Genomic DNA, 16,286 nt, shown 5'->3' on the forward strand with positions numbered 1-16,286 from the left:
GAAAGGAATGAGAAAGGCTTGATAGATAAAGAATCTCGTGTGCCTATCTATCTCCAAATTGAGGAGTTGCTAAAGCAGCGCATTTATCTAGAAGAATATAAAATTGGCGAAAATATCCCTTCAGAGCGTGAGTTATCTGAACAGTTAAATGTGAGCCGTATGACTGTCAGACAATCCATAACAAATCTTGTGAATAGTGGACTATTATATCGAGAAAAGGGGAGAGGCACATATGTTGCTAATCCAAAGCTTGAGCAGCCTTTAAATGGATTAACTAGTTTTACGGAGGATATGAGAGCCAGAGGAATGGAACCAAGCAGTAAATTAATTAATTTTGAGAAGATGATTCCACCGGTTGATATAGCGAGAGAGTTGCAGCTAGAAAAAGATGAGCTCGTTTTCCATGTCGTTCGTATACGGAATGCAGATTTAAAGCCGATGGCAATTGAAAGGACCTATATTCCTGTGAAAATTTTCCCGGATTTAGACGAGAAGAAAATAATGGGTTCTCTCTATGCATTAATTGAAGCGCGTTCTCATCAGAAAATTGGAAATGCGATTCAGCAAATGGAGGCAGCGATTGTTACGAAGGAAGACAGCAAATATTTGCAAATTAGTACCTCACAGGCCGTCCTCATTATTAAAAGGACTAGTTTTCTAACAGATGGTGTTCCATTCGAATTAGTACGCAGTACGTATCGTGCTGATCGCTATAAATTTATAAGTGAAATTAAGAGGTGAACAGAATGCAGTCTTATTTCGCGGAGATCCAGCGCCTCTTGAGTAAAGTATGCGAGCAGGAACAAGAACAAATTGAAAGCGCTTCGAAAATAATTGCAGCGTGTTTTCAAAACGGGGGGATTCTCCAATTATTTGGCTGCGGCCATTCCCATTTATTAGCTCAGGATGCTTATTATCGGGCAGGAGGGCTTGTACCTGTTCGTCCAATAACTATTGAACCATTAATGCTTCATTACGGTGCTTTGGCCTCTTCAAAAAATGAAAAGGACCCAGCATTTATTAAAAAGCATTTGGAGAATTTTGAGTTTAAGAAAAGGGATGTACTTATCGTTATATCAACCTCTGGGTGTAATCCTGCACCAATCGATGCCGCCCTATTAGGTAAAAAAGCTGGGATAACAGTTATATCCCTTCAATCATTGGAGTATCGTGAACAGCTATCACGGCATAAAAGCGGGCATCGGCTGGAAGAAGTTGTTGACCTCGTATTAAATACACATATACCAGTTGGGGACGGGATATTAAGCCTTCATGGTGTACAATATGGACCGGCTTCTACTGTGATCGGTTCTGCTTTATTGCATGCATTATTTAGCCAAGTGATAGAATCCTTAGATATGGATAGATTGCCAGTCTTTCAGAGTGCGAATGTTTCAGCTAATCATTCGGCCAATATGGCTCTAATTAATCAGTACAAAGACCGTATTGACTTTTAATAATGAAATAGGGGGAGGTATTTTCATGGAAAAAAGATTTAAAATTACGGCACAGGAAGGTCTTCATGCGAGACCATGTACATTATTAGTGACAGCAGCGACACCTTTTTCATCAGATGTACAGCTTACTTATAATGAAAAAACAGTTAACTTAAAATCAATTATGGGTGTAATGGCTCAAGGGATACCTCCGGGAGCAGTTGTAATGATTTCAGCAAAAGGAAAAGATGAGGAGGCTGCAATTGGGAAGTTGACAGATGTTATAACCACAGAAGGAATTGGAGAGGAAAATTAGTGTTTCCAGCTTCGAAAGGGGCTAATGGGATGAATCGTGAAATTGAAATTAAGCTTGTCTCACAAGAAGATGAAGAGCAGGTACATCGTTTAAGAGATTATTGCTTTCCTAGTAAATATAAAGGGGCACGCCGGGATGATTTTCAATATTGGGTTCGGCATAGTACGGTCATTGGTGCTTATGATAAGAGGGATTTGGCAGGAAAACTCCTTATATTGCCATTAAATATATCGGTACATGGTGTCAATTACGAGATGGGCGGAATGGGCTTTGTAGCAACATACCCGGAATATAGAAACGAAGGGATCATGAAGAGGCTAATTGTCAGATCTTTGGCTGAAATGCGGAATAATAATCAATCTATATCTGTTTTAGCCCCATTTTCTGTTTCATTTTATCGTCATTTTGGCTGGGAGCTATTTTTTGATAAACTGCATTATTCCATACCAAAAGAATCCTTTCCGCAATTTCTAATTCAGACAAATAGGATGAAAAGGTTTAGCTTTGAATGGCTGGATGAAGAGGGATTTAATAAAATCCTGCAATATCATAATAAACATGCCATGAGGACAAATGGGGGAATGCAAAGAGATGCTGCTTGGTGGCAGAGACTTGCAAGAAGAGAGCCAGACAGCCATTTTGCTTATTACACAATAGGTAAGTCCATGGCAGGATATATACGCTATGAAATAAAGGATTTAACATTTTACATTAGAGACTTTGTTGCAGATAGCCGGCAGGCTGAACAGCCCCTTTGGAACTTTATTGCCTCTCATCAGGCAAGTGTGAATGTGATTAAAGGGGTAACTTCTGCAGCAAGTCATTTTGGATTTCAATTTGATCAGCCGCAATTTAAGAAGGAAATTACGCAAGATGTAATGGTAAGGATCGTTGATGTTAACGCCTTCCTTACGAAGTATTCATGGGGCCATTTAAAAGATTCCTTGTATTTATCGGTTCATGACCCTTTTGCCCCATGGAATGAATGTTTATTTCACATCTCGAAAGATGGGGATGTAGAAGTTATTAATCATAGATTGATAGAAAGGCAACATATTTTATCATTGCCAATTACGATAGTATCTGCGATGTTAATTGGATATTTATCTGTTATTGAGGCACTAAACTATGCGATTGATCCGTTAGGGAAAGAAGCAGAGGAAAATTGGAAATCTGCAGTTCCAATTAATCCGCCTGTTTTTTATGAATACTTTTAGGATTGCAAAAAAATTTTACACGTTTTTGTGGACTATACCAGTTTACTTAATTAGCAGAGATAGCAATGATTTAGCATGTAGTCCAATTTTACAGCTTAGAAAAGTAGAAGGAATATACTGAAAAATAGATTGTGGTATATACCAATAGATGATATTCTCAATCTAAGAAAGCGATTACAACCTTCAAGGGGGCGGTTTATATGAAAAGAATTATGTTAGTTTGCGCTGCAGGGATGAGCACGAGTTTACTCGTATCAAAAATGCAAAAAGCAGCTGAGGAGCAAAAGATAGAAGCTGAAATTTTTGCTATCTCAGAAAGTGAGGTTGACAAAACTTTAGGAAGTAAAGTTGTAGACGTGCTATTACTCGGACCGCAAGTTCGCTATTTAAAGGGTTCTTTTGAAATGAAATATAAGGATAAGCATTTTCCGATAGAGGTTATCAATATGGCAGACTATGGAATGATGAATGGGGCGAATGTCTTAAAGCATGCTCTAACATTAATTGGCTAAGGCGGGTGAAAAGATAATGGAAGAGTCAGAGGTAATGCAAGCGATTATGGGGCTAATTCTGCATAGCGGCAATACAAAGAGCGATTGTATGGAAGCCATTCAGCTTGCAAAAAAAGGGGATATTCAAGGAGCGAAGGAAAAAATAGACCTCGCTAATCAGTCACTTATAGAAGCGCATCATTCTCAAACAGCATTGCTGACACAAGAAGCAAGAGGCGAGAAAGTCGAAGTGTCCATGATGTTAATTCATGCACAGGATCATTTGATGAATTCGATTACTTTCCGCGACATAGCGAGGGAAATGATTGAATTATATGAAAGATTGGGAGAGGAATAACATCTAAATTAGATGTTAGCCATATAAAAAATTTAAAGGAGTGTGTTGGGAATGTTCGGTTTTTTAGAAAGAAGGTTCATACCAGTTGCAGCACGAATAGGCAATCAGCGTCATTTAGTGGCTATTCGTGATGGATTTATTACTATTATGCCGCTGACGATTATTGGGTCCTTTGCAGTATTAATAAATAACCTGCCGATTAAAGCATATCAGAATTTACTCGACTCCATTTGGGATCATGGTACATGGACACAGTGGGGGGGGAATATGTGGAATGCTTCTTTCGGGATTATCTCTCTTTTGTTAGCCTTCTCAATTGCCTATCATTTAGCAAAAAGCTATGACAAGGACGGTTTATCAGCAGGGGTAATTGGATTATCGACATATTTGCTTTTTGGTACGTTTGGAGAAGGTGGGCTATCGGGGCTAACAACGGGCACGGGTGGAATATTTGTCGCAATTATTATCGCTATCCTATCATCTGAAGTGTTCACACGGTTAACAGGAAATCCCCGCCTTTTGATTAAAATGCCTGATAGTGTCCCTCCAGCTGTTTCTAAGTCATTCGCAGCATTGCTTCCAGCCATGATTACTGTGGCAGTCTTTGCATTAATTCGTACAATTATTTCAGCAGGATTCAACATTCCAGATATTATTGGTTCCTTCTATACAGCTGTTCAAGAACCATTTATGGGATTAACAAATACATGGATTGCTGCACTAATTCTTGCATTTATCCCTGTGTTCTTATGGACTTTCGGTGTGCATGGCGCCAACATCATCGATCCATTTATGCAAACAATTAATTTGCCAGCCATTGATGCGAATGTTGCTGCAATTTCAGCTGGGGAAGTAGCACCATATATTATTAATAAACCATTTTTTGATGCCTTTGTTAATATGGGCGGATCAGGTACAACCATATCGTTAATTATCGCAATGTTCATAATAGCTAGAAAAAACAAACATTATCGAACGGTCGGAAATTTATCCGCTGGACCAGGTCTATTTAATATTAATGAGCCTTTACTTTTTGGATTGCCAATCGTATTGAATCCTGTACTGTTTATCCCATTTATTTTGACGCCAATGATAAATGTCTCTATTGCTTATTTTGCAACAAAAGTGGGTTTAGTTCCAGCGGCAACTATTGCTGCACCTTGGACAACGCCGCCGATCATTAATGGCTTCTTAGTGACACAATCTTGGCAGGGAGCAGTATTAAGTATTGTTCTAATCGCAGTTGCAGTCTTCATTTATTTGCCGTTTGTTGCAATGGCTAATAAGGCAGCCAAAACAGGGAAAACAAAAGATAGCCAGACCGAGGCGTCGACTAATTTGAGGGTATAACATGAGAAGATTAGGAATTTCAATTTATTCGCAGCATGGCACATTAAAAGACATACAGGATTATATAGAACTGGCACATGCGAATGGCTTTGACCGAATATTTACCTGCTTAATGTCTCTAAAAAATGATGAAGAGCGAGAAAAGCTTCAGCAGCTAAATCAATTTGCGCATGCACTTGGATTTGAAATTTTTGCCGATGTTGCTCCTGCTGTCCTAAAGGAATTAGGATTAACCTTTCGGGAAATTTCCCAGCTTAAGGAATCCTATCATCTAGATGGTTTGCGATTAGATATGGGTTTTTCTGGGCAGGAAGAAGCTTTCATGTCTCTGGATGCTTCAAATATGAAAATAGAATTAAATATTAGCAACGGAACAAAATACGTGGATAATGTTTTATCCTATAAGCCAAATCCAGACAATATTGTTGGCTGTCATAACTTTTATCCACGGAAGTATACAGGGCTTTCACGCAGTCACTTTATTAATAGTTCTATGCTTTTTAAAAAGAATCATATTCGGACGGCAGCAATGATTTCCTCAAAGGACGCGAAATTTGGTCCTTGGGAAGAAACCCCATATGGATTGCCAACATTAGAGGAGCACCGCGATCTGCCAATCATTGTTCAAGCGAAGGATTTATGGCATACAGGTTTGATTGATGATTTAATTATTGGAAATATGTATGCTTCTAAGAAAGAGATTGAGGCATTAGGGCGATTGAATCGCAATAAGCTTGAGTTAAGGGCTGAAACATTATCCCTAACAAGTGTATTGGAAGAAAAAGTGATATTCGAGGAACCACACTTTAATCGCGGTGATGTATCGGAATATGTTATTCGAAGTACACAGTCACGAGTAAAATATAAGAAGGAATCCATTCCGGCTCATGATACACAAAATATAGTACGTGGGGATATCACGATTGATAATAATTTAGATATCCGGTATAAAGGGGAGCTGCAAATTGCTTTAAAAGCCATGCCAAACGCTGGCAGTACAAATATTGCAGCAAAAGTAGTGCCTGAGGAACACTTTTTACTTGATCAAATCCAGCCATGGGAATCATTTAGTTTCGTAAAAATAAACGATTGATGAGCAAAAAAGGGTTGAGCATAAGTTTGATTGCTCAATCCTTTTTAATGTATTAGTATGGAATGATATGTAGCACTATTATGAAATTTTTCAAAATGAAGGAAGGAGAAGGTGGCTATAAAACTAGAAATCATTCAAAATCAAGAAAAATTGTACAATCGGGGAGCTGAAATTATTGCAAATGCTTTAAAGAATGGAGCAGAAACTTTCGGATTAGCAACTGGAGGAACTATGCTTCCGCTTTATGAACGTTTAAGGAACAGCGATTTAGACTTTTCCCATTGCCAAAGCATTAATTTAGATGAATATGTCGGCATTCCGAAAGAACATCACGAAAGCTATCATTCTTATATGAAGAGGCAGCTTTTTAATAAGAAGCCGTTTAAAGTGACATATATTCCTAACGGAGAAGCAATAGATATACAGCAGGAAGCAAATAACTATGAAGAATTATTAAAATCGTTAACGGTTAGCCTGCAAGTTGTAGGTGTTGGTGAAAATGGCCATATCGGCTTCAATGAACCTGGGACTCCTTTTAATAGTGAAACACATGTTGTTGAATTGGCTGAATCAACTCGGGAAGCGAATGCACGCTTTTTCAATTCAATTGAAGAGGTGCCAAAAAAGGCTATTACGATGGGAATTTCCACCATCCTGCGGGCAGAGTGTATCCTTCTTATTGCTATTGGTGAGAAAAAAAGGTTTGCAATGGAAGCATTATTAAAAGGGGAGATAACGGAGGAGATACCAGTAACAAGTATTTTGCAGCACCCGAATGTCATTGTTTTAACCGATTTGAATGTAGGTGAATAATGATAGAAAAGACAAGCCAATAGTAGCTTGTCTTTTCTTTATTTGTTTAATGAATTTCCCCTGCAGCAGCTGTTCTTTCTCGTTCTTTTGGAATAATCAAGTTAAGAATGACCGTAGCGATTGCTCCAACAGCTGTTCCAGAAGATAAAATATAATTAGAAAAGTCTGGTACGCTATTTAAAAGATCTTTTGGTAGAACGATTGTGCCGATTGTTAATAGGATTGGAACGCCTATTACCATCATATTGCGGTCATCGATCACCACATTTTGTATGACCTTTAATCCATTCATGACAATCGCCACGCAAACGACACCGAATATTCCGTTGATGACTGGTTCAGGAACACATGTGATAACAGCAGACAATTTTGGAATTAAGCCTAATGCGACTAGTATGATCCCTGCACTGATGATTGCCATTCTGCTTGCTACTCCTGTAATAGCAATAATTCCAGCATTGGAGGAATACCCAGTCATTGGAGTTCCGCCAAAAAGTGACCCGACGAAACAGCCAATTCCTTCTCCGAAAGATGCACGATTCAATCTTTTGTCATCTAATTTACTGTCAGTTACGGTTGAGACAACAAACCATGTTCCAGTTGTCTCAATTAAAATAACTAAATAAATAAATACCATGGTTAGGATCGCTTGTAAATCAAATATTGGTTTCCCAAATGGGAAAAAGCTAGGAAGTGAAAACCAAGCTGCTTCTTTAACAGAAGAGAAATCCACTGAACCGAAAAAGGAAGCAGTTATCGTCCCAGCGATGATTGCAAGAATAACGGAAACTAAGCGGAGGAATGTTCCATATCCCTTTTTCTTACGGCCAAGAAGAATACAAATAATTAAAACGGCTGCAGAAACAAACGCGATTAACACATTGTGCCCGACATTTCCTGGTGCACTATAGATGCTGTTAAATGCACTTGGCATTAATGAGATTCCGACAATAACAATGACTGTTCCGCCAACTAGCGGCGGGATAATCTTCTGTACAGCTTTAGCGAACCATTTTAACGGGTATCCGAGGATAGCGATAATTAATGCCCCTGGAAGCAGGCTTCCAAATACAGCACCAAGTCCAAGCTTGCCGCCGATTGCTGCCAATGCCCCAATCGGGACATATGATGGACCTTGGACTACCGGCAAGCGAAGACCTCCGATCGTTTGGATTAGTGTAGCAAGACCGGCTGCGAGAAAACACATTTGAATGAAAAAGGTCGTATTCATTGAATCCAATGCGAGTAAACCAGCAATGATAATGGGAGCAATATATAAATCCATCGCAAGTACATGCTGCATACCAAGTAAAAAAGCCTTGCCCCAGCTAATTTTTTCATCTACTCCAATGATATTGTTCGTGTTTTGTCTGTTTTCTTCCACTGAACCAATCTCCTCCATAACTAGTTTTGATTAATATATGAAAAAAATAAAGAATAACAAAATGTAGTGAAGTGAGATCAATCCTGAATAAACGGTGGATTTTCTCGGTTTTCCATAAGAAAAACACTGCTTCTGTATTAAAAACTATAATTGAATTATAAATAAGGAAGTTGTAAAAGTAAATATAAATTACGTACGTTTATTAAAAATGTAATTTTAATGTTCGTGTTTCGTGTTGACTTTAGAAGTTGACCTCCATACAATAGAGGTATCATAAGCAGCGAAGGGGAAGGTAAAAATGATTCTAGAAGATAACGTTTTACGCAGTGATTGGATTGTTGCTTGTAAATCAGCTGATATAAAAGAAGAACCTGTACAGGCAATAGTAATGGGAGAAAGAATTGTTCTGTTCCGAAATGATAAAGGGATCCATGTTTTCAAGGATTTATGTATTCATAGGGGAGCAGCACTCTCACTTGGATGTGTAAAAGATGGAAATCTAGTTTGTCCCTATCATGGATGGGAGTATAACTCTGAAGGGACATGCACAAAAATTCCTCAGCTGCCAGAGGGGAGATCGATCCCATTAAAGGCGAAGGCGATAAAATATGCATGCAAAGAAGCATACGGGTTTGTTTGGGTGAATTTTAATAACAACAATCCGGCATTCTTCTCGTATCCAGAATTTACAGATGATAGCTATCGAAATGTACTATGGGGACCACAAGAGGTAAATGCCAATCCGCCAAGAATTGTTGAAAACTTTCTTGATGTGGGCCATTTATCTTTTATACATGAAGGATTTCTTGGTGTCCAAGAGCACCCAGTTATTAGTGATTACAATGTTAATAGTGCTGAAGATCGGATATTCTCAGATGAAATTGCTGTATTCCAGCCTGACCCAGATGGTACGGGACAATCAAAGGATGTGTACTACACATATGAAATTATTCGTCCTTTAACTGTTCGTTTCACAAAAAGGGATCCGGATACGGACAATAAGATGACGATTTTACTTACTATCCTTCCGGTTGCAGAAGGGAAGTCTATCGCCTATGGAATCATGTCATTTAACTATGAAACGGGTACGACTGACCAAGAAATTATTGATTTTCAGGATATGATTTTTGCTCAGGATAAGCCAATCGTCGAAAATCAGAAACCAGAGGATTTGCCGCTTGATCTGCAAGTAGAACTTTCATTAAAATGTGACCGAATGAGTATTGCCTATCGGCAGTATCTAAAAAAACTAGGTGTAAAACTAGGGACTGAATAACTATTTACTAATGACTCGTCATATGTATGACGGGTCTTTTTTATATAGAATTTTAGGGGAATTTGTCGAAACTTGCGGTTTTATGTATAATAATACTAAATATTTAAATTTAGGCGTTATCTTTGGAGGAAAAGACTTGGGTAAATTGTACGATATTACTTTAGAGGATGAGAAAGATACGTTATTTGTAAAAGTGAGAGGCTTCTTTAAAGAAGAAGATGCGAAAGTATACTTAAGTGAGTTTCAAACAATGGTAAATACGATAGATCCCTCGAACTATACATTAATTGTGGATGCTCGCGAACAAGAACCAGTTGAAAAGAACGTAATGGGAGATATTATTGCTGTCTTAAATATATATTTAAGAGCTAAGTTTAAAAAGCTAATTATTGTTAATCCAACCTCTCAGACTTTAAAAAAACAAGTTGAAAAATGCGTGAAAGAAGTGGACTTTAAAGGAACATTCGTTTGCTCACTGGAGGAAGCATACAACTTATAATAAATGAGAAAAGCAGGCAATTATGCCTGTTTTTTTGAATTAGATTTCTATTTAGAAAATCTATCTAGCGGAATAAACTATTAATATATCAATATCGTTTATAGATGATCATCTTTACTTTAAAAATTGGAATTAAAAAATACATGGAAAAAACATAATTTTAGTCGAATAAAAATGACTTTTTACTTAAAATGAAGTAACATGGTATATGAATTTTTAAAACAAATTCTTTGGGGAGGATATAGATGAATAAAGAAATAGCACCATCTCCACAGAAGGCTGCTCTAACAAATAATCAACATACATCTTCGCTGCTTGCTGATCTTAGAGCACTTTTTAAAGCACCTGTTTTAGTCGCTAATGTTCTGCCAGTTTTTAGCGGATTTTGGCTTGCGCTGTATTTTACTGGTGCTTCTTTCGTAGATTATTGGCAATTATTTTTGCTGACAATGATCGGAAGTACACTGGTCATGGCTGGTGCACTTATTATTAATAATTGGTACGATGTGGATATTGATACCATTATGGACAGGACAAAACATCGTCCAACTGTGACGGGGAATATTCCTTTAAAAGTAGTTTTGGCAATGGGGATTTCCTTTTCCATCATCGGATTTATCTGTTTGTTTTTTACAACCATTGAAGCGGTCATATATGCGTTTATTGGCTGGTTCGTTTATGTTGTATTATATACAATGTGGTCAAAAAGAAAATACACACTTAATACGGTTATCGGCAGTGTTTCAGGTGCAGTTACTCCTCTAATCGGGTGGACTGCCATCGATTCTGGTTTTCAATTAGTTCCTATTGTATTATTCCTTATTCTCTTTATTTTTCAAATGCCGCATACATTTGCGATAGCTATGAAGAAGCATAAAGAATATGAGGCGGCAAAGGTTGCGATGCTTCCAGTTGTTTATGGATTTGAAATGACAAAAAGGCAAATGGTTATTTATATCGCTTGCTTGCTTCCATTGCCATTTTTCTTGGCCTCTCTAGGAACAGTATTTATGGTGATTGCGACATTAATTAATCTTGGCTGGCTTGCTGTAAGTATAAGCGGATTTTTTACAAAAGATGATATGAAGTGGGCACAGATGAACTTCTTATACTCTGTTAATTATATAACGATCTTATTTGTTATGATGGTGATTGTTACGCTGCCTATATTTAATTAGGGTAAATATGTGAAAGGCTCAGTTATAGTACTGAGCCTTTTTTGTATTTATGGACGTTTATATAGAATGAATAATAAAACGAGCATGATGATATCTAGCCTGGCATTGAAAGCAAATGGGATGAAACCGGTGTGAAGGATTGGAATTTTTGTTAGCAGCAGCGCTGCAATCATGATGCTGATTAAAGGAATTGCCGCATTTTTCACCTGTTTATTAGCCAAGATAAGAATGCCGCAGATAATCTCTATAAGTGAAACGGCATACATCAGATAGAGAGGAAAGGGCAGCCCTAGACTAATAAAATAACTGCCTAGCTCATCACTAACTAATTTCATCACGCCAGAAGTAATAAAAACATAGGCAACCAAGTATCGAATCAAATGTATTGCTGAAAATGCGGTAGTCATGTACATCCCTCCATATTACAACTGTATGCATGGAGAAGGACAATCAATACAGGTTTCAGTGTGGGTTCATATGAAATCGTCAAAAAATGTCCACGAAGTGTATCCGATATCTTATGGTATAATATAGCGGTCGAACTCAGTATATAAATAGAGGTGTGCATAAATGAAAACAGTCTTAGTCATTGGCGGAGGTGTAACTGGTTTATCCGCGATATATGAGTTACATAAGTGGAAGAAAGCAAACCAATCAGATGTAAGACTGATTCTTACAGAAGCGTCAAGTGACCTTGGCGGAAAAATACGCACCATTAACGAACATGGCTTTCTTATGGAAGCTGGGGCAGACTCTATCGTTACGCGAAAAGCAAATATGATGTCATTTATAGAAGAACTTGGTTTAGAAGGTGAAATTGTTTATAATGCATCCGGCCGTTCGTTTATCTATACGGATGGAGAAATAAAGCCGATTCCATCAGATGCCGTCTTTGGCATTCCAGCCAGCATCGAATCTTTAGCGAAAAGCACGCTTATTTCTGCAGAAGGAAAAGTGGAAGCGCTAAAGGATTTCTACACGAAAAATGAAACATTCACAAAAAATGACTCAATAGGTGAATTTCTAGAGTTTTTCCTTGGAAAGGAAATCGTTCAAAAACAAATTGCTCCAGTGCTTTCAGGCGTTTATTCCGGAAAACTCAGCGATTTAACGATTTTCTCAACTCTCCCTTATGTGTTTGATTATAAGGAAGAATACGGAAGTATTATTAAAGGCTTTGAAGCAAATAAAAAGAAATTCCAAAGCGGTGGCGGGCAAAAATTTATTTCTTTTAGAAATGGATTAGGCACTCTCATTGATGCATTTGAACAAAAGCTTGAGCAAGCTGAAATCTTTAAAGGGATGGAAGCAAGAAAAATTGAAAAGGTCAACAATCATTACCAAGTTACCTTTAATAATCAAGAGGTTATTGAAGCTGATCAAATCGTATTGGCTATTCCGCATTCAGCTGCAGAGAAATTGATGGATGATGAAGCGATTAAAAGTGAATTTTCTGCTTTAGAAAATAGCTCACTTATTAGTGTTTACGTTGGCTTTGATGTACCTGATCATGTTCTTCCAGAGGACGGAACGGGATTTATTGCAGCAGATGATAAAGAACTTAAGTGCAATGCCTGTACATGGACAAGCAGGAAGTGGGGGCATACCTCGGAAAATGGCAATTTACTAGTAAGACTATTTTATAAAAGTGTTCATTCTGCCTTTGATTCATTAAAGGATCTGAATGAAGAGGAATTGCTTCAAGTGGCGCTAGAGGATATTAGAAAAAGCTTGCGGATTGATGCGGAGCCAGTATCTAGTCTTGTGACGAATTGGTCCGATCAAATGCCGAACTATTTAATCACTCATCGTCAAAGTGTTGAAGCTTTAGAGAAGAAACTAGAAGCCGCATATCCTGGGATTGCCCTTGCTGGATGTTCGTATTATGGTGTTGGCATTCCTGACTGTATTGAAAATGGAGAAAAGACGGCAAAATCGATTATAGATTCTCTATAATTAACTTATTTAAAGAAACTGCTCCCAACTATGCATGTAAATGTCGGACGGCATGCCTCACTGCGCTGGTTATTCCTTGCGTCATAAAGGCTTGTTCAGCATACCGACCGACAATATACTATTCCAATGAAAAGAAGTCTCGACTAGGCGATCGTTGTCGAGGCTTCTTTTCTATTTTGCTGAAGTACGTATTGATTACGGCCGGCCCCAAAACCGGCAAAGGTCATTAATAATGAAATAACTCCTAATAGGATTAAAGGAATGGTCCATGAATGAAATAAGTCGAATAGATAGCCAATAACAAATGGACCAAGGGCAGCAAGCAAGTACCCTACACTTTGGGCCATGCCTGATAGGTCTGCGGCTTGTTTCGCATTTGCTGCGCGAAGACCAATAAGGGTTAAGGAATGACTTATTGCGGCTCCAAGGGCAATCCCAATAAGAATGATACTAATCGTAGAAATGATAGTATTTCCGCTCGAAAGAAGACCGGCTAAGCCGATGAAACAAAAGACACCGATGCCAATGGCAATTCCTTTTTGATTAGGAAGGCGGTCAGCAAGAACAGGAATAATAAAGTTCGCAGGTAAACCAGAGAATTGAAGAAGTGTGACCATCCAGCCTGATGCAGAAATGCTCATGCCTTCACTATGAAGGATTTCAGGCAGCCAAGCAGTAAAGCTGAAATAAATCATTGATTGAAGCCCCATGAAAAAGGTGACCTGCCAGGCAATAGGTGAGAGCCAAATGGATGAGTTTGCTGATTCTAAAGGAGGAAGAGCTGCAGAAAGCTTTTTGCTCTTTAATTGTGGGATCCAAATAATAATGGCTATGAACACAAGAATGGTCCAAACACCAAGAGACATTTGCCAGCCTAAGTTCATTCCTTCAGCAAGCGGTGTACTGAGACCTGGGGCCATTCCTGCCCATAATCCCATAGAGAGTGTATATATTCCAGTTAATAATCCTACCTTTCTTGGGAAACTCCGTTTAACAATGCCAGGTAAAAGAACATTGCATATGGCAATGCCTAAGCCGATTAAAATAGTTCCGGAAAATAAAAAAACAAGCATACCAACGGAGCGCATAATAATTCCAGTACCCAGTGTCACTAAGCCAATAAGCACACACCATTTATTGCCGATTTTCTCGGCAAACTTTGGGGTAAAAGACGACATGATTGCAAAGGCAAGCAGCGGGAGAGTAGTAAGTAAACCAGCTAGCCCATTTGAAATGCCAGTATCGGCACGAATGGAGCCAACTAAAGGACCAACGGCAGTAATAGCGGGTCTTAAAGTGAACGCAATAAAAATAATCCCGGCGACCAGCAGGGTTTTTTCATTTTTAGCAGATCGGATTTTCCCTTTCAACATGTTTTCCCTTAGTCACCAGCCTTTCATAATCCGCGGTTTTATGTAGCAATACGTCTGTGCTCTTTCTGATTTCCGGTATTCGAATTATTATAATGAATATTCTGTCATTTGTATAGGGCAAAATGGCAATATATGCAAAAACTATTCCTTGCTTTGTTTAATTTTTTCATTATACATCTCTGTTTTCTTTATATTGACGCCAACAAATGTTTCTAATATCGCTTGACCACCAGCAATGGAAAGAATAAAAATAAGGTATTTAGCAATGGAAGGAATAATGATGTACATAAAACCGAGAAAAATGGCAGTCCAAACCCCCGTACACCAGTAGCAAGTTAACAAATAGCCAAACATTGATTTCGGCACCTTTTTAATTTCATGAGTTTCCGTTTCTGTTTTCTTTAAAAAAATATCTCTTATTGGCTCGGCAATTTTATCAAAAACAATTAAATGGGTTAATCGATAACTTGCTAAGACAATCATAACAAAGGCCATCCAAGATAAGTCCACGATGTAGTCCTCCATTTCAGCATGCAGCATATTTATTAATTTTTCCCATTTGATTAATTCTAGCCATTTAAGACTAAAAAAAAATACAGCTGAAATTCAGCTGTATTTTTATTTAAATATAGTTTTTATGATTTGATCTTTCGTCATTCCACTGTCTAGCTCATAGACGCCAGGACGCAGCTTTGTTGACACGCCGCGTTTATCTACTATATTAGAAAATTCAGTGGAGCTTTTAATGATGTTGGCTTTTTCAAGCACCTTGCCAACATCAATACTTGTCATCCCTAAAGTTACTGTAAGAACTGTCCTGTAAACGACTTTTTCTTCATTTTGCTTCTGTTCAGGTGCTTTAGCGTCTGCAAGCTGCTTATTCCATTCTTCTTCTGTGTGAATGACAAACCCTTTTGATGCTAATGAGCTTTTCATTTCTTTCTCTGACATTTTTGCAGTTACAGTCTTACTTCCTGTTTCATCTGAACCTAAGTAATAGACAGCCCCACACAGACCTGCTGCGATCATTAAACCAGCTGCAAAGCTGCGCATTTTCTCAGCCTTCATTTCCATCATTGCTCCTTTCATCCCTTGTTTTTATAAAAGGAGAAAGGAAATTCTCTACCTCTTCTATTGTTAGCTGTTTTTCCGCTGCAATACTTTCAAATGAGTAACCGCGCTTTTGCAGATCAAGCATTTCTTTCAATAAAGTCCGATGCTCAGGAGAATCTGCTAAAATCCCTGTTTCATGAACAATAATTTCAGTATCGAACTCAACATTGCGAATTTGCTGCTGCAGCTGATTCACTTCGTCCATTAATGAAAAGGATACTTGATCTATATGCTGCTCTAATTTTGCAGCTGATTGCTTTGTTTGAAGAAACGATAATATTAGCAGAACAATAGCTGCCGCAAATAAAATACCTAACATCCAACCCATTTGTTTATGACACTTCCTTATTTGAATCTAGTATCTTGCAGTTTCCTATTATACATTGTTTTGACCAGGAATTCGATTTAAAAGATTAAAATAAAACGATAGTCA

19 protein-coding genes are annotated in these 16,286 nt (G+C 38.1%); 13 read left to right on the top strand and 6 right to left on the bottom strand.

Annotation, left to right across the window (positions count from 1 at the left end; all coding sequences use genetic code 11):
• Nucleotides 1–18: 18 nt before the first annotated feature.
• The 9 genes from C1726_RS10800 (at nucleotide 19) to C1726_RS10840 (ending at nucleotide 7,074) form a co-directional block, all read left to right on the top strand.
• The gene (locus tag C1726_RS10800; protein WP_102273144.1) at nucleotides 19–741 is read left to right on the top strand and encodes a GntR family transcriptional regulator; all 723 of its coding nucleotides are present in this window, start codon (nucleotides 19–21) and stop codon (nucleotides 739–741) included.
• A 5-nt stretch (nucleotides 742–746) separates the two neighbouring features.
• Entirely contained in the window at nucleotides 747–1,457 is a 711-nt protein-coding gene (locus C1726_RS10805) for a sugar isomerase domain-containing protein (protein WP_102273145.1), read from the top strand.
• A 25-nt stretch (nucleotides 1,458–1,482) separates the two neighbouring features.
• Nucleotides 1,483–1,752: a phosphocarrier protein HPr gene (locus C1726_RS10810; RefSeq protein ID WP_102273146.1), complete on the top strand. Its 270-nt coding sequence runs from the start codon at nucleotides 1,483–1,485 to the stop codon at nucleotides 1,750–1,752.
• A gap of 29 nt (nucleotides 1,753–1,781) precedes the next feature.
• Nucleotides 1,782–2,969, top strand: a complete 1,188-nt coding sequence (locus tag C1726_RS10815) for a GNAT family N-acetyltransferase (protein ID WP_235822751.1) — start codon at nucleotides 1,782–1,784, stop codon at nucleotides 2,967–2,969.
• 200 nt (nucleotides 2,970–3,169) lie between these two features.
• A complete protein-coding gene (locus C1726_RS10820; RefSeq protein WP_102273147.1) occupies nucleotides 3,170–3,481 on the top strand; it encodes a PTS sugar transporter subunit IIB in 312 nt (103 codons plus the stop codon).
• Between the two features lie 16 nt (nucleotides 3,482–3,497).
• Entirely contained in the window at nucleotides 3,498–3,818 is a 321-nt protein-coding gene (locus C1726_RS10825) for a PTS lactose/cellobiose transporter subunit IIA (RefSeq protein ID WP_102273148.1), read from the top strand.
• Between the two features lie 42 nt (nucleotides 3,819–3,860).
• Nucleotides 3,861–5,168, top strand: coding sequence for a PTS sugar transporter subunit IIC (locus tag C1726_RS10830; protein WP_407642018.1), 1,308 nt, complete (start codon nucleotides 3,861–3,863; stop codon nucleotides 5,166–5,168).
• 1 nt (nucleotide 5,169) lies between these two features.
• The gene (locus C1726_RS10835; RefSeq protein ID WP_102273150.1) at nucleotides 5,170–6,261 is read left to right on the top strand and encodes a DUF871 domain-containing protein; all 1,092 of its coding nucleotides are present in this window, start codon (nucleotides 5,170–5,172) and stop codon (nucleotides 6,259–6,261) included.
• A 111-nt stretch (nucleotides 6,262–6,372) separates the two neighbouring features.
• On the top strand, nucleotides 6,373–7,074 hold the full coding sequence (locus tag C1726_RS10840) for a glucosamine-6-phosphate deaminase (protein ID WP_102273151.1): 702 nt from the start codon (nucleotides 6,373–6,375) through the stop codon (nucleotides 7,072–7,074).
• A gap of 46 nt (nucleotides 7,075–7,120) precedes the next feature.
• On the opposite strand, the gene C1726_RS10845 is transcribed toward C1726_RS10840, so the two are convergent.
• On the bottom strand, nucleotides 7,121–8,458 hold the full coding sequence (locus C1726_RS10845) for a uracil-xanthine permease family protein (RefSeq protein ID WP_102273152.1): 1,338 nt from the start codon (nucleotides 8,456–8,458) through the stop codon (nucleotides 7,121–7,123).
• Nucleotides 8,459–8,756: 298 nt separating this feature from the next.
• Here C1726_RS10845 and C1726_RS10850 point away from each other — a divergent pair, with 298 nt between their 5' ends.
• The 3 genes from C1726_RS10850 to cyoE all read left to right on the top strand — a co-directional run bounded on the left by C1726_RS10850 (nucleotide 8,757) and on the right by cyoE (nucleotide 11,411).
• Complete coding sequence (locus tag C1726_RS10850; RefSeq protein WP_102273153.1) at nucleotides 8,757–9,734, top strand: aromatic ring-hydroxylating dioxygenase subunit alpha; 978 nt, start codon at nucleotides 8,757–8,759, stop codon at nucleotides 9,732–9,734.
• 136 nt (nucleotides 9,735–9,870) lie between these two features.
• Complete coding sequence (locus C1726_RS10855; protein ID WP_102273154.1) at nucleotides 9,871–10,233, top strand: hypothetical protein; 363 nt, start codon at nucleotides 9,871–9,873, stop codon at nucleotides 10,231–10,233.
• 245 nt (nucleotides 10,234–10,478) lie between these two features.
• The gene (gene cyoE / locus C1726_RS10860; protein WP_102273155.1) at nucleotides 10,479–11,411 is read left to right on the top strand and encodes a heme o synthase; all 933 of its coding nucleotides are present in this window, start codon (nucleotides 10,479–10,481) and stop codon (nucleotides 11,409–11,411) included.
• 47 nt (nucleotides 11,412–11,458) lie between these two features.
• Here cyoE and C1726_RS10865 read toward each other — a convergent pair whose 3' ends face one another.
• The gene (locus tag C1726_RS10865; protein WP_102273156.1) at nucleotides 11,459–11,818 is read right to left on the bottom strand and encodes a DoxX family protein; all 360 of its coding nucleotides are present in this window, start codon (nucleotides 11,816–11,818) and stop codon (nucleotides 11,459–11,461) included.
• Nucleotides 11,819–11,981: 163 nt separating this feature from the next.
• Between C1726_RS10865 and hemG the strand changes: the two genes are divergently transcribed.
• On the top strand, nucleotides 11,982–13,367 hold the full coding sequence (gene hemG / locus C1726_RS10870) for a protoporphyrinogen oxidase (protein ID WP_102273157.1): 1,386 nt from the start codon (nucleotides 11,982–11,984) through the stop codon (nucleotides 13,365–13,367).
• 143 nt (nucleotides 13,368–13,510) lie between these two features.
• Here the strand turns inward: hemG and C1726_RS10875 are convergent, their stop codons facing one another.
• The 4 genes from C1726_RS10875 to C1726_RS10890 form a co-directional block, all read right to left on the bottom strand.
• Nucleotides 13,511–14,740, bottom strand: a complete 1,230-nt coding sequence (locus C1726_RS10875) for a CynX/NimT family MFS transporter (protein WP_102273158.1) — start codon at nucleotides 14,738–14,740, stop codon at nucleotides 13,511–13,513.
• A gap of 141 nt (nucleotides 14,741–14,881) precedes the next feature.
• Nucleotides 14,882–15,253, bottom strand: a complete 372-nt coding sequence (locus C1726_RS10880) for a DUF1360 domain-containing protein (RefSeq protein WP_407642024.1) — start codon at nucleotides 15,251–15,253, stop codon at nucleotides 14,882–14,884.
• A gap of 105 nt (nucleotides 15,254–15,358) precedes the next feature.
• Nucleotides 15,359–15,817: an endolytic transglycosylase MltG gene (locus C1726_RS10885; protein ID WP_235822753.1), complete on the bottom strand. Its 459-nt coding sequence runs from the start codon at nucleotides 15,815–15,817 to the stop codon at nucleotides 15,359–15,361.
• Entirely contained in the window at nucleotides 15,798–16,181 is a 384-nt protein-coding gene (locus tag C1726_RS10890) for a hypothetical protein (protein ID WP_102273159.1), read from the bottom strand. The genes C1726_RS10885 and C1726_RS10890 overlap by 20 nt, the downstream gene beginning before the upstream one ends.
• Between the last annotated feature and the right edge of the window lie 105 nt (nucleotides 16,182–16,286).

Origin of the sequence: Cytobacillus massiliigabonensis, from assembly GCF_900199725.1 — a bacterium.
In the GTDB taxonomy this organism is placed as follows: domain Bacteria; phylum Bacillota; class Bacilli; order Bacillales; family Cytobacillaceae; genus Cytobacillus; species Cytobacillus massiliigabonensis.